This is a genomic window from Pseudoalteromonas sp. XMcav1-K, from assembly GCF_044005875.1.
In the GTDB taxonomy this organism is placed as follows: domain Bacteria; phylum Pseudomonadota; class Gammaproteobacteria; order Enterobacterales; family Alteromonadaceae; genus Pseudoalteromonas; species Pseudoalteromonas spongiae.
Genome location: NZ_JBIPJE010000045.1, coordinates 222,174 through 238,244, shown reverse-complemented (window position 1 = coordinate 238,244; position 16,071 = coordinate 222,174). Strand labels below are relative to the sequence as shown.

6 protein-coding genes are annotated in these 16,071 nt (G+C 42.5%); 3 read left to right on the top strand and 3 right to left on the bottom strand.

The annotated features are described in order from the left end of the window. Window positions 1–4 precede the first annotated feature (4 nt). Window positions 5–10,681, top strand: a complete 10,677-nt coding sequence (locus ACHSBP_RS13950; protein WP_395389204.1) for an Ig-like domain-containing protein — start codon at window positions 5–7, stop codon at window positions 10,679–10,681. A gap of 298 nt (window positions 10,682–10,979) precedes the next feature. Further along, window positions 10,980–11,384 carry a hypothetical protein gene (locus ACHSBP_RS13945; RefSeq protein ID WP_105172811.1) on the top strand — a complete coding sequence of 135 codons (405 nt, stop codon included), beginning with the start codon at window positions 10,980–10,982 and terminating at the stop codon, window positions 11,382–11,384. A 61-nt stretch (window positions 11,385–11,445) separates the two neighbouring features. Here ACHSBP_RS13945 and cydB read toward each other — a convergent pair whose 3' ends face one another. From cydB to ACHSBP_RS13930, 3 genes are all read right to left on the bottom strand, one after another. Beyond that, window positions 11,446–12,444 (bottom strand): cytochrome d ubiquinol oxidase subunit II, encoded by a 999-nt coding sequence (gene cydB / locus ACHSBP_RS13940; RefSeq protein ID WP_100915293.1) that lies wholly within the window; start codon window positions 12,442–12,444, stop codon window positions 11,446–11,448. Continuing rightward, complete coding sequence (locus ACHSBP_RS13935; protein ID WP_336437010.1) at window positions 12,437–13,804, bottom strand: cytochrome ubiquinol oxidase subunit I; 1,368 nt, start codon at window positions 13,802–13,804, stop codon at window positions 12,437–12,439. The genes cydB and ACHSBP_RS13935 overlap by 8 nt, the downstream gene beginning before the upstream one ends. Window positions 13,805–14,046: 242 nt before the next feature. Beyond that, window positions 14,047–14,601: a GbsR/MarR family transcriptional regulator gene (locus tag ACHSBP_RS13930; protein WP_100915291.1), complete on the bottom strand. Its 555-nt coding sequence runs from the start codon at window positions 14,599–14,601 to the stop codon at window positions 14,047–14,049. A 358-nt stretch (window positions 14,602–14,959) separates the two neighbouring features. On the opposite strand from ACHSBP_RS13930, the gene ACHSBP_RS13925 reads away from it, so the two are divergent. Beyond that, window positions 14,960–15,964, top strand: coding sequence for a substrate-binding domain-containing protein (locus tag ACHSBP_RS13925; protein WP_010559057.1), 1,005 nt, complete (start codon window positions 14,960–14,962; stop codon window positions 15,962–15,964). Window positions 15,965–16,071: the final 107 nt, after the last annotated feature.

The window sequence follows — 16,071 nt, the reverse complement described above, 5'->3', positions numbered from 1 at the left end:
GGTAATGAAAAAAGATTGCAATAATCAAATAACTAAAGTTAGTAAGTCTGTGAAAGCTGCCTTGCCTTTGCTTGCAGTCCTCGGTGCGGCTAATGCAGCGCCGTCGAGTCGGGTTTCGTTATCCAGCGCACGTAAACTTAAAAGCGAAAACGTGGTTTTTGTATCAGAAAACCCAACCAATCGAATCAGTTCACACGCTGGTAAAAGAGCATTTAATACTTTCTCAAACCAGAGAGAGCAAAAGCTTAACAAAGGCGTTGCGACTGAGGTAGCTAACACTGTCGACTACCTCAAACAAAACGGGCTACTTGCAAGTGCTGAAACGCGTCAGGCGACAACTTCTGGCGATAAGCAGGCTGGCTATAAAATGTTTGCGAGCACAACGGCTACTCGCGCTCACTGTCATACCGTCCTTGGCGGAACTTATTATACACCCACTCATGTTGTCAATCCTGGAAATTGTAACGGCACTTCTATTTATCACGCGGCGGCTGCTGCTAATGCCATTCCAACTGACATTACTCTAAATACTACATCCATTAATGATAGCGCAACGGGAGCTAATGCCACGGTGGCGACTGCAACTACGGCGGATGCTGATGGAGGTGACACGCATACTTACAGTTTAGTAAGTGATGGCTCATCAGCTAATGGTGATTGTGGGGCTACAACATCAGATGATGACAATAGTAGTTTTAACTTCAGTGGTTCGACGTTGCGAACGAACTCATCACTGGCTGCGGGCACGTATTCAATTTGTGTACAGACGGATGATAACAACGATAGTGTTGATACATTTCAAAAAGGCTTTACGATAACTGTATCCGATGTCACCCCACCCGTTGTCCAGTCAATTACGGAAAGTAGTGGCGATGATGCGACTTCGGTCGACTTCACCGTAACCTTTAATGAGAATGCCAACAATGTTACAGCGGATGATTTTACCATCACCAATGTGACGGGAGATGCAGGTGGTACTATCGACAACGTTGCTGTTTCGGTTGCTAACTCGGTGTATACGGTGACTGTGGGCACCTCTGGGGAAGGAACTTTCCGCCTAGACCTTAATGCAAGCACCAATATCACCGATGACAGTGGTAATGGTAATGGCACCAACGGCAACGTTGCCACCTATACTTCTGGCACGGCCCATACCGTTTCTTTTACCAGTGCAACCACTTCGGCAACAGCGTTTGATACAACCAATGGTACAAATTTATCCCCTTCGTTCTCGTTTGACTCAAGCGATGAAACACTAACCATAGGCAATGCTAGCCATACTGCGGGAACTGCAAATGGTGGTGGTGGAACCGATGTTTTAATCGCCGTTGATACGTGGAATATGACGGGGGTAACCGTTTCAAACTTTGAAACGATCACTATTCCTGCAAGCTCTGGCGTTACCATGACCTCAGCGCAGCATGAGTTGTTTACGACATTTACTGACAACGCGAGTCAGTCGATTACCGTTGCTTCAGGTAGCGATAACTTCAGTGGTGATAGTGCCATTGAATCGTATTCATTAGGCGCGAGCTATACAGGGGTCTTTACCTTAGGTGCTGCGGGTCAAGATGTGACCGGTGCGGATAGTGCGGCAGACACAATCAGTGTCGCAGGCTTTACCGTGACGGGCGACATTGTTGGTGGCACTGGAACGGATGAGTTGCAAATCACAACAGGTGGTAATCTCGCTGGTGCGAATTCGTTGTCTGGATTTGAAACACTTACCATGACTGGTGCTGTCACCATGACAGAAGCTCAACATGATGGCTTTTCGACAATTACTGCAGCTGGTGGAAGCGATCAAATTACCGTAAGCACTGCTAATGGCGACGCGTCGATTACCGCCAACAGCGGTGTTGAAACATATGTACTCAGTAGTGGCATGACCGTTAGCTTTATGACTACCTCGCAAAACATAACCGGCAGTAGTAGTGATGATATTTTCGAGTTTACGGGTACCATTTCTGGAGGAACATTGAATGCCAGCGGTGGTACAGACACGTTAAGCCTGCCGCTATCCGCAGATATTTCAGGTGCGACTGTTTCAAGCTTTGAGAACCTTACTCTTGCAAGCGGCGCAAGCGCCACGCTAAGTGCAGCACAGCTGTCGCAATTCTCGGGTACCGTTACTGCATCGGGGACAGAAACGGTAACCATATCAGGCGATGGTAATTTCTCAACTCTTAACAACATCGAAAATTGGCACGTCGGTGATGATACGACAAATACACGTACTGTAACGATTGCTCATACAGGCGGCTATGTTACTGATTTTTCAAGCAACGATGCGATTACCTTTAACCTTGGCACGCTTAGCTATACAGGTTCGTTAAATGGTGCGAATACCAATGACATTCTGCAGATGGGCAACGGCAGTAGTATTGCTAACGCGGGTATAGATACGACAAATATCACAAGCTTAATTGTTGACTCTGGTGCGTCAGTTACCATGACAGAAGCACAGCATGATGGGTTTACAGGTACTGTAACTGCTTCTGGCACCAACCAAATAACGATTAGTGCCGCAACCGATGGATTTACCGCTAATGCGGACATTGAGACCTATGTGCTTGGCGCAGCGAATTCGGTGACACTGGGTACCTCTGGTGGTTCATTGACGCAAAATATTACGGGAAGTTCTGGCAACGATACCATTACATTAGGCGCTGCAACGTACTCAAGCGGTGTGCTTAATGGTGCTGGCGGAACGGGTGATACCTTAAGTGTTGTGGACAGTACTAATTTCTCAGGTGTTTTATTAGGCGGCATTGAAAACCTAACGTTAGCATCGGGTGCGACGGTTTCGATTGATGCATCTCAATTGGCTGGGTTTACAGGCACTATTACAGCAGCTGGTTCAGAACAACTCAATGTCTCTGGTGACGGTAACTTTACGACCTTAGCGAATATCGAAACTTATTCAATCGGTGACGATTCGACGAATACGCGTACTATCACGATTTCAAATGCGGATCACAGTGTAAGTGCAACTACGGCTAATGATGCGATTACCTTTGACCTTGGTACTTTAACATTTACAGGTACACTCGTTGGTAATGGCACTACGGACGATACCATATTGCTTGGTAATGGTGCGGATATTACCGGAGGAACACTCACTAATATTGAGGTGTTAAGCCTAGAATCTAACGCTACCGTGGATATGACGGCAGCGCAGTATGCTGCCATACAAGCAAAAACCATCACAGCAGCTGGCGCTGAGACCATTAATATTTCTGGTGATGGCAACGTTACTATTAATAGTACGACCGTAGAAACATATGATTTTGGTGACGATTCGACCGATTCCCGTACCATCAACTTGGGCGCAAGCAATAGCAACTCCTTTACGGCGAATTCTGCATCTGATGCCATTACGTTTGACATTGCCACATTTGACTTTAGCGGATCTTTAACGGGCAATACTGACGTTGCAAATACGTTTGTTTCAGATGGCGCAAACGACATTGCAAGTGCCACAATTAGTGGATTTGCAAATCTAACGTTAGAGAACAGTGCTGACCTTGTTTTAACGCCAGCTCAGCTTAATGGCTTTAGTGGCATTATTACTGCTGCAGGCACTGATACGCTGACCTTTTCAACGACAGGCAGTGTCACAGGCGGTAATTTAAATGCCATTGAGGAGTTTGCTACAGGCTCTGGCGGTGGCATTACCGTTACTATGGCTGCGGCAGATGTAAGTAGTAAAACGCTAACAGCAACGACACCTGCTAGTGACGGGTTTACAATCACAGGCTCTACAGGTGATCAAACAATTAATGGAAGTGCTGGTAGTGATAACCTATCCGGTGGTGCGGGTGCTGATACAATAGCACCGGGTGCTGGTACAGATAGTATGACTGGTGGAAGCGAAAGTGATATTTTCTCTGGTTCAAGTTCTGACTTAAATGGTGACACGATAGTTGATTTGGCTAGTGATGATTCAATTCGTCTCACTGGGATAGTTGGTTTAACGACATCTAATGTGCGCTTTAATGGCGCTGGCACATTAGAAATTGATACTGATGCTACAGACTTTAGTAGCGTAGAAGTTTCTCTAAACTTAACAAATAGTGCTGGAAATGACTTATCTGTCCTAGCGGTCAGTGACGTTGGTGGTGACTCGCTAATAACCTTTGAACAAAGCAATAACTTACCATTGTTTAATAATCTAGATGGCAGTTCCGCGTATACCGAAGGCGGAACAAAGCAGGTACTCGATGCTAATGTTACGATTAGTGACGTCGAATTAGATGCACTGAATTCATCTCAAGGTAATTATACAGGCGCTTCATTAACTATTGCTCGTAATGGCGGTGCAAATACAGATGATGTATTTAGTGTACAAGACGGCTCTCAGGTGGCAGTCAGAGGTAGTGACATTACAAATTCTATTGGTGATAAGTTTGCTTCATTTAGCTCTACGTCTGGCACATTAACGGTGACATTTAGCGGTGACTTATCAACGCCTACAACCGTATTGGTTAATGAAGTGCTGCAAAATATCACTTACAGCAACGGATCTGATGACCCTGATGCAATCGCTACATTCGATTGGGTATTTAATGATGGTATCGCAAATAGTTCAGGAGCAAACCAAAGCTCAGTAATTATTACCGCTGTCAATGATGCGCCCGATGATATTACGGTATCTAGCACTACAGTTAATCAAAGCGCGACGGGGACCACAACAAACATCGCAACCTTGTCAGCCAATGATCCCGATGACACGCCAACAGCGTTCTCGCTTGTCACTGCCGGCAGTTCCGGTAATGGGTTATGCGCTGGTAACGCGGGTAACAGCTCATTTACCATTAGTGGCACTAACTTACAAAGCACTGCAGCGCTGGATGCAGGCACCTATCAAGTTTGTCTTCAGGTGTCGGATGAAGATCCAAGCTCGCCAGAGACCTATCAAGAAAGCTTTATGATCACCATAGCGGACGACGTGGCACCCACCATTACGGAAGTCACGCCAGTTGCGAACCCAACTAACGATGCGACACCAAGCGTGACCTTCAGTTCAACTGAAGCAGGTACGATTATTATGGGTGGCTCGTGTAGCACCGCGACGACCACGGCAGTGGTTGGCAACAACATCATTACGCTCGACTCAGATGGTGCTGGTGGTGCACTCGGTCATGCGACCTTTAGCGACTGTACTATCACAGTAGAAGACGCCGATACCAACCAAAGTACGCCGTTATCGCTTACTAGCTTCACTGTCGATACGATTGCACCGACCTTAGATACGGGCAATTCGCTGCCTGTGGATAATGCAACAAACATCGCGGTGACAGACTCGTTATTGCTGTCTTATGATGAAAATGTGTTACTTGGTGTTGGTGAAACCATCACCGTGTTTAACGTATCAAACAACGCGGTTCTTGAAACGTTTACAGCAAGCTCTACAGCAGCGGCAACAGGCTCTAATGGTGGTACCATCGCGGTCAGTGCTGCTCAAATAACTATTACCCCAGGAGAAAACCTACCCGCAGGTACTGACATTGCGGTGAGGTATGGCTCAAGTACTGTCATAGATTCTGCGGGCAATTTAGCGCCAGCAATCAGCGATTCAACGACCTATAACTTTGTTACCTTACCTGAGCTCAGTATAGCGGCTTCTCCTTCTACCATTACAGAGACTGCGGTTACTGCAACCTTTACCGTGTCGTTGCAAGACGGAGATGGCGACCCATTTCCAGCAGATGGTAACGTAACCATGACAACCACAATTGATGGCGCATCGACGGCGACAGGTGGTGGTGTTGATTTCAACCTCTCAGGAACCACAAGTGGTGGAAGCTTTCAGATAGACAGTGGTCAGAGCACTAACACATTTACAGTGACGTCGGTTGATGATGGCTTGACGGGTGAAGCGCCAGAAACCGTGATAATAAATATATCGGGGCCTAGTGGTAATGCATTCATCTCTAACACATCAAGTGCGTCACTCACGATAAGTGAAAATGAACTGCCAGTGATTTCAGGTTTACCCACAAGCTTATCGGCAACCGAAGACACAGAGAGTAACCTCGATTTATCTGCAGTGAGCTTTAGTGATGGTAATAACAGCAGCCTTACTATTACATTAACGGTCGCAAGTGGCACGTTGTCATCGCCATTAGGTACATCTGGAGGTGTATCAATATTAGGTAATGGTACGGCTAGCTTGACACTCTCGGGCACAATTAGTTCGCTAAATAACTTTATCACTAATACGAATGCGATTGCAGTGACACCGGTCCAAGACGACATCAATGACATAGCACTGAGTATGGTAGCAAACGATGGCACTACAAACGGGAATACTGCGAATAGCACCATTAATGTTACCCCCGTGAACGACAATCCTATTTTGATTTCCACCTTCACCGGTGAGTTTGATATGACAGGTTCAGGTGGTGGCACTAGCACCTTCACTGAAACCGACAACGGCATCACAATGACGGTGAGCCTCGATAGCGGCACTTGGACCAATGACGCCAGTGGTGGCGGCAGTTCAATTGGGAATTCAATTTACACTGGCGCAACCGGGCCAACACTCACTACGTTCAACTTTGACCGTGCGATTGACGTCAATTCTTTCTTACACTTTGTGAATGGCGCTGCCGATGGCGGCACATTCACTTTTGATGTGACCTCAGGCACAGGCTCTAATGTCACAGAAACGGGCGCAAACGTCGCCAGTGGTGTGACTATTACACCGACTGATTGGACGAATGTAACTGCCTTTACCGTCATCAATGGTGGTGGTGCATTTAACCCAGCCTTTGATACCTTGGCATACACAGGCAATTTAACATTACCAACAACGCTTAGCTTTACCGAAGAAATTCAAGGTAATGTAGATCTCTCTGATTTTTCTTTTGCTGATGTAGACGATGTATCAATTACACTTACCCTAAACGTTACAGGTGGCACCTTTGGTACGCCAGCGGATGGTACAGGCGTGGGCAGTGGTGTGACAGGAACCTTAGTCTCACCGACCAGTATCACCCTTGTTGGTTCACCTGCCGACGTTACCACCTACCTTGATACCACAAGCAACATTACCTTTGCCGGTGACCTTGATGTACAAGGCACAGGTTCGGGCAGCTTAACGATTTTGGGTAACGATGGCGAAAGTGGAGACATTCCGCTCACTACTTTAAGTATTGATATTACCAATGTGAATGATGCACCGACCATCACAGGCACACCAATTACATCTGTGAATGAGAATCAAACATATAGCTTCTCACCTGTCGGTGATGATGTAGACGGAGATGCGTTATCATATAGCGCAACTGGTTTACCAAATTGGGCGAATATCAGCTTGTTGACAGGTGCGATCACTGGTACTCCGAGTTTTGATGATGCAGGTACGACATCTAATATTGTCGTGTCGGTTAGCGACGGTCTATTGAGCAGTTCGTTAGCGCCATTTAGTATTACAGTGAATAATGTAAACAATGCTCCTGTTGCAAATGACGATAATGTTTCTACGCTTGAAGATACGAGTGTTGCGTTTAACATAATTGCAAACGATATTGACGACGAAGGGCTGTTGTTAGCTTCATCCGTAAATATTGTTAATCAGCCAAGTAAAGGTATGGTTACCGTTTTAAACGGAGTGATAAATTATGCGCCAAATGAAAATGTTAATGGTTCGGATAGCTTTACTTATACCGTTAAAGATCAGTCTCAAAATACGTCAAACATTGCGAACGTATTCATCCAAATCACATCAGTAAACGATGCACCGTCAATTTCCGGTTCGCCTTTAACGACTATAAAAGCAGGTCAAATGTATCAGTTTGTGCCTACCAGCGACGATATTGATAGTGAAAATTTGACATTCACAATTCAAAATAAACCAAGTTGGGGGTTATTTGATCAAAATGTAGGAAGCTTATCAGGGGGCCCTAGCGATAATGACATTGGTTCTTACGAAAATATTGTTATCTCAGTAACTGACGGCGAACTTGCTGCGTCACTTCCTGCATTTAATATTTTGGTCAAAGATGGAAATGAAGCGCCAAACGCTAATAATATGCAGGTTGTTATAAATGAAGATGAAGCTATATCGATAATTCCAGATATTAGCGACAACGAAGATGATACATTAACCACTTCAATTGAATCGCCAGCTAAATTCGGTACCGTTGAACTCCAAGATAATGTATTTATCTATACACCTAATCAGGATTACTTTGGTGAAGACACGTTTACCTATAGTGCATCTGATGGCAAGAAGACATCTAACATAGCGAGTGTTGCTATTAATGTTAAGCCCGTTAATGACTTACCAATAGCTGTTAATGACGTTATTTCATTACCCGTGACTGAGTCTGGTGTGTATACCATTAATGTGACCAATAATGATACTGATGTTGAAGATGACGTAGTAACTTTATCCGGTGCTGATGCGAATATTGGTCAGGTAGAATTAGTTGAAAACAACATTCAATTGACATTATTACCTTCGATAAATTCACCAATTACCATTAATTATCGAGTACGTGATTCAGAAAAAGCTGAAGCAAACGCATCAGCAATAGTCACGTTAACTGACGGAAATAACAATGCTCCAATAATTACCGTGCCGGAAGACGTCATTATTGATTCGACTGGGTTGTATACAAAGGTAGATTTAGGCGCCGCAACGGCAGTGGATAGCTCAGGTAATCCTGTGTCGGTATCGCTTGTTGAAGGTCGTACTTTCTTCAGACCTGGACGCCATGAAGTGTTTTGGCAGGCTACTGACAGCCAAGGCAATACCTCGGTTGCATTACAGAATGTTGTTGTTAACCCACAGGTCTCATTAAGTAAACCATCGGTGATGAGTGAAGAGCAAACAGGCAATGTATTTGTTCATTTAAATGGTATAGCGCCTAGTTATCCCCTTACTGTTAATTTCAGTATTAGTGGCTCCGCTGATAGTAATGATCATAACTTAGAAAGTGGCCGTGTAATCTTTGATAAAGGTGTTGTAAAAGCTATTCCTTACACCATTTTTGCAGATGGAGTAAATGAGGGCGATGAACAAATCGTTATTACACTATCTGAGCAATTAAACTTGGGAATTCAGTCCTCTACAACGATAGACATTGTTGAACGAAACGTTGCGCCGCGGATAACGCTTCATGCCTTACAAAATGATGAGTTACGCACGTTAATAAGTAAGCAACAAAGTGAAGTGGTTATTAAAGCGACTGTTTTTGATGCAAATTACCAAGACACTGTAAACTATACATGGTCGTCTAACGACGGGATTGAAAACGTCAGTGATACTGAGAGTGAATTTAGATTCATACCTCAGGCATTAGATATCGGCGTTTACACGATTGGGCTTATTGCAAGCGATAATGGTGAGCCAAGTTTATCGACATCTGCATCGATTTCGTTAGTGGTCGTTGAAAGTCTTCCCGAACTAACTACTAAAGATACCGATCGGGACGGCGTTGCCGATTTTGCCGAAGGGTACCAAGATAGCGATGGTGATGGCATTGCTGATTACCTTGATGCAATTGATGCATGCAATGTGTTACAAACTAGCGCTGATGAGTCATCTCAATTCTTGCTAGAAGGCGATGCGAGCTTATGTTTGAAACGTAATTTAGTGATTACGAATGCACAATCAGGAGGCGCTGCGGTAGCGACTAGTGAGCTTATAGAAGACTCTAACGCCAAAAACATCGGAGGAATATATACATTCGAAGCAACAAACCTTGATCAAATGGGTGATGTAGTCAGAATTGTCATTCCTCAGAGTATACCTGTACCAAAAAATGCCGTTTATCGTAAGTTAATAGCGGGGGAATGGGTCAACTTTATATTAAACGCAAATAATGAAGTACTTTCTGCACCTGGTACGCTAGGATACTGTCCTTCGACTCGTGACGCGCTATGGCAGCCTGGTTTGATTGAAGGAAGCTTCTGTATTCAATTACGAATTGAAGATGGTGGACCAAATGATGCTGATGGCCTCAAAAATGGACGTGTAACTGACCCAGGTGGGGTTGCAATACCTTTGAGTGATAACAATTTTCCAGTTGCGAACGATGATTTTGTTAGTGTTAAAATGGGCGACTCAATCATCATTGATGTACTTGCAAACGATGAAGACATTGATGGTGATGCTCTTACTATCACATCAGCTGATAGTGACTTCGGAACCGTTACAATTAATGACAATAAGCTTCAATATCAGACATTACCGGAATTTTTCGGTATTGCGAATGTTGGCTATGGTATAAGCGATGGTCGTGACGGTACAGATTATGGAAAACTTCAGCTCATTATCAGAGCTAACAGTGCACCCGTTGTAACTAACTTATCATTAGAGACTAACGATACTACCGATATTGTTATCCACCTGGCTGAAAATATGAGTGACCCTGATGGCGATAGCGTTAGCTTACTTGAGGCTAACGCTGAGTCTGGCTCGATTGTCATTGATAAAGCGGCTAAAACGATAACGTATAAACCTCAAAAAGGATTTGTAGGCGAAGACATCATTATGTATAAAGTGAGTGATGAGCTTGGCGCTTTAGCTGAAGGAACAATTACTATTAGTGTAAGCAAAACACCGGACGTTGTTAAGCCCGAAATGCCTAAGAAAAAATCATCAGGTAATTTAAGTTGGTTACTCCTTTTTGTTTCGTTGTTATTTGTAGCACGAAATAAAAAATAGGTACCTTAAAGCCAGCCGTTATGGCTGGCTTTATTATTTACGCAAAGTAAATTAATTCTGCACCAACTACTTTCAATTAAATACGACACAAATTTGATCATAAGATGCAAACGTAGTGCACCTATCTCGCTTGTAAATCTTTAATTATCTGATAGTGCGACAGCTGTAGACAGAGTTTACCAGTAGTTATTTGTATTTATGTTTTGAACGATTTCAAATCTTAACATTCATTTTCTTGAATCTAGATATTCTTTAACGTAGAGTAATTTTTGTCTTATTTTTATACGGAAATTCTATTATGTTAAGAACACTAACACTTTCACTTGTTGCACTTTCTTCACTTACACTTGTTGGTTGTGGTTCTACACCGCCAATTCAAGCACAAGAAAAAACCATTGCGTACCAAGGTAAGACTTACGTTTTTGGTGGCCAGTACGACACTAAACGAAATGAAGTACAACTAACGGTAAATGGCGATCCGGTAATGAAAGGTCGTTTTCCTCCATACACGCCAACACTTAACTTAAACACGAGCTATCAAGAAGTTAATGTTTCTAGCTATTGTTACTTTAGCTCTGTGCTGAATGAAAAAGGTGGTGTATTTGGTGCAGTAGCGGGCGCTATTCAGTCATCTAATTCAAAGTCAGGCGACAAGTGTGACGTGAAAATTGCCGGTGAAACGGTTGAAAGCCTATATTTCTAATAAATTTATTATAAGTGTGTAACCCAGTGGCTACACACTTATTTTAATAGCTGAATTGAAGCTAATAGTAGCGAAGTTCGTCCACCTTTCCCCAAAACACTCTGTAAGAAAATGCGGTATAAGCCAAAATAGTTGGCACTACAATTAACGCCCCCCACAACATAAAGTTTAGTGCTTCAGGTGCTGCAACAGCTTGCCAAATTGTTAATTTACCCGGCACAATCTCAGGGAAAAAGCTAAATGCTAAGCCAAAAAATGATAGGGTAAAAATCAATAGCGCAAAAAAGAATGGTAGGGCTGCACCAATATTTGGCTGTTTAGCTAAGCGCTTTAGTACAAACCAACATAGTACAAAGAAGCTTGCACAAATAATCGGAATGGGAATTAAGATCAGTGCATACGGAAAGTCGAACCATTTTTGATAGATCTCTGGTGAAATAAGTAAGTTAACCAGTGATACCAGCAATATACCAACAAACGTAATAACAACCGTTGATTTACAATGCGCTATGGCTTTTTGTTGCAAATCGCCTTCGGTTTTCATAACTAGCCATGCACTGCCAATAAAGGTATAAGCCGCTGAAACTCCAATTGCACTTAAAAGGGCAAAACCGTGCGCTTCTAAGGTGTTTGAAAACCCCATAACATACAAACCGAGCATGTAGCCTTGCGCAAGCGAGGCGAGCAAAGAACCAGATTTAAACACCGTATCCCATTTACGCTTATGGGCAACAATGGCCTTGGCTCTAAAATCAAATGCCACACCGCGCATAATTAAGCCAATCAACATAAATGTACACGGGATATAGAGCGCTTGAAAGACAATACTGTGTGCAGTTGGAAACGCAATGAGTAAAAGGCCAATCGCTAATACTAACCAGGTTTCATTAGCATCCCAAAATGGTCCTATCGACGCAATCATGGTATCTGCTGAGGTTTCATCGTCTAACGGCAGTAAAATCCCTACACCTAAGTCGTAACCGTCTAAAACAGCGTACATTAATGTTGCAAGGCCCATTAGGGATACAAATATAATTGCCAGAGTTGCTTGATCAAACATATGCATTATCCCCTTTACTTGGTAATTGTTTTATTGGCTTTTCGCTCATATCAAATTCTTCAATTTCAACGGCACGGCGCGCCATTAGAAACACTGTATGCAGATAAGCGACTAACAAAATGGCATAGGTAGTTAAATAGAGCGCTAAGCTAAAACCAACATTTGCAGGCGCAATTTGTGTTGCAGCGTCAGACACTTTTAGCACACCGCTAACAAGGTAAGGTTGTCTGCCTATTTCAGTTACATACCAGCCAGCTAACGTAGCTAACCAACCTGAGAATGTTAAGCCAACAAGAATACGCATTAGCCATGTGGGTAATTGGCCGCGTTTTTTAAGGGTATAGGTTGCAAACCAAGAGATGGCGATCATCAGTAAACCTAGGCCAACCATTATTCTAAAGCCAAAAAATACAGGTTTAACTGGCGGATGCTCACCTTTAAATTCATCAAGCCCCTTAATTTCACCATCAAGCTCATGGGTAAGAATAAAGCTTGCCATGTTAGGTATGCCAATTTCAAAATGATTCGTTCTGTTTTCTTCATCAGGAATTGCAAATAGCAGTAAAGGAGCGCCTTTTTCGGTTTGCCAAACACCTTCCATTGCCGCTATTTTCTGTGGTTGATGTTCAAGTGTATTAAGGCCATGTAAATCACCAACAAATGCTTGTAACGGTGATAAAATCGCCGCCACAATAACCGCTACTTTTAATGTTAATTTTGGTGCTTGTTTATCGTCCCCTTTAAGTAAACGATAGCAACTCACGCCAATTATCATAAAGCTTGCCGTTAAGCCCGAAGCCAAAAGCATATGCGCTAAGCGGTAAGGAAAACTTGGATTAAAAATTACTGCAAACCAGTCGGTTGGGTAGGCGATTCCATCTCGCATCTCGAAACCGGTTGGTGTTTGCATCCACGAATTTAAACTTAAGATCCAAAACGCTGAAAGCGTGGTGCCGATTGCTACCACAATACAAGCTAAAGTATGTACTTTTGGTGGCACACGTTTAATACCAAACAACATAATGCCTAAAAATGTCGCCTCTAGGAAAAATGCAGTTAACACTTCGTAGCCTAATAGTGGCCCCGCGATGTTTCCGACTTTTTCCATAAAACCGGGCCAGTTAGTGCCAAACTGAAATGACATGGTAATACCGCTTACAACGCCAAGGGCAAATGAAAGGGCAAAGATTTTTACCCAGAATCGATATGCGCGCATCCAAACCGGATTGCCTGTCATATCAAACCTGACTTTAAAGAAAACTAAAAACCAACACATCGCGATGGTTATAGTGGGAAATAAAATGTGAAAACTAATGTTGGCAGCAAACTGTATGCGTGAAAGCATTAACGTATCCAACATAAACGACCCCCAAAGAATAGACGTGCTATTTATATAATGTTTTTTAAACACGGATTTGGTTAGCAAATTTTAACGTGTACTGGTTGGGCTGTATTTGCCATTGTATACAAACAACAAAGGGGAAATTTAGCCTTGTAGCACCTTGTTTACTAATTGCGATACTTCTTCCGGTATTCAATAAAACAAAAATTAAATAGCAACACGACGACATATGCACTTTTTCAGTGCGCACAAAAAAGCGGTTAATTACTATTACCGCTTTTCAAAACTTTATCTTTAAAATCGAGTACTTTAACAACACCAGAGCCGAGCTTCATAAGTGTTGTCAACTTCTCAGGACTCATGCTTTGTAACTCACTTGCCCAAACGGTGATGGTTTCAAGCAAGTCATGCAGCTCAGACATTTTGTCCTGTGCATACGCTTCTTCTGCATTAGCGGGTTCATCAATGATTGAAGCGCGCAAAAGAGATAGGGTTGGGTCCATCTCTCTTTTTCTGCGCTCTTCAAATACTCGGTTTGCTAATTCCCAAATATCGCCAGCGGGTGCATAGTAATCTTTTCGGTCACCAGGCTTATGAATTACCGATACTAAGCGCCACGACTGTAATTCTTTGATTGCCATACTAACGTTACCGCGTGAGATATTTAAGGTTTCTGATAACGAAACTGCACTTAGTGGTTCTTCACTCATTAGCAATAAACCCATGATTTGACCGATTGTGCGGTTAAATCCCCAACGGCTGCCCATTTCGCCGCAATGCATTACAAAACTTTCGATTTTTGGTGTTAGCAACATTCTAAACTTTCAATAATTTCTGAAACTTTAAAATATACTAATCCCATCATTGATATAGATCAATCTTTTTATGCGTTTAAATTGTTCGTATTTGGATTGAAAAGTGAATAATCGAATTGATTTAAGCGGATTTATTTGAATTGTAATAAATGGGTAATGTCTGTCAGGCATTCTTTTGCAACATTATACTGGCACCTATTATCATTGCAGTTTTATTTTTGTGCGTTTTTAACGCTACTTTTGATTGGTTATTATTCAAAAATGAATGAAAGTTAAAAAAATCGTAAATAACTGTTTAATTTAACACAATGATGCTTCTATACTGAGATTGTATTTTAAATTTATTGTAGTCATCTCCATGCGGAATAAAGCACAAAATAGTAGTTTTTGGTTGTTGTTTTTATTCAACTTATTTTTAGTTTTATTTAGTTTTACCAGTAATGCCAGCTACACAATTGGTGTTATCGGTAAAACCAAAAATGATAGTTTTTATATCCAATCATTTAAAGGGTGTGAGTCTGTCGCTAAAAATCACTCAGATTTACGATGTATTTACGAAGGCGCTGATGACTTTCAAGATATTCGTGGTCAAACGCTCAAAATTAACCGACTGATCGAAAGCGGAGTAAATGCGTTACTCATTTCGGTTACTGATTCTGATTACTTAGTAAATGGTGCCCTTAAGCGAGCATTTGAGCTTGATATTCCAGTAATTACCTTTGACTCAGACTTGTTACCGCAACATCATGATTACCGTTTAGCGTATGTTGGTACTAATAATTTCGATTTTGGTGTTGCCCTAGGCGAATACGTTAAAAATAACGTTAAACACACAAACACTGTGTGCCTGCAGTCTGGGCATCCATCTACGCCAAACTTAAACCAGCGAATCAAAGGTGTGCGCCATGCGTTAAGTGGCCAAAGCTTACAGCGTTTGAATGATGGCTACCAATGGCAAGAGCATGAATTATGCCCAGTTTACAGCTTGGGTAAACGAGGCCTAGCACTTAGTCAGTTAGTAGGTAAGATCAAACTCGATGCGCCGCCGGTTTTTATCGCCGTAGCGGGATTTGCTCAGTTTAATCCACGTTACATTGACCAGCTTAATCAGTTTAAATCTAAGATTAAATCAGGTGATATTGTGATTGTCTCGGCCGATACCGAAGAGTTGCAATTAAGTGCATTATCTAAGGGGCTTTCCACAGTCAATATTGGCCAAAAACCTTTTGATATGGGAAAACAGGGCGCCGAATATTTGTATCAGTATTTAAAACACAATGTGAAACCTAAGCAAGAATTTACTTATTTAGGTTTTCACTATTGCGATAAACAGAATGTTGATACATGTACCGTAAACTATTAAGGGGTTTTGAACGTTAATCACTATCTTCAAACTTGTTTATTTGCTTTAGAAATAAACTAGAACGGTTATCGCTTTAGTTAACAAAGCTAAACGCCAAGAAAACGCTG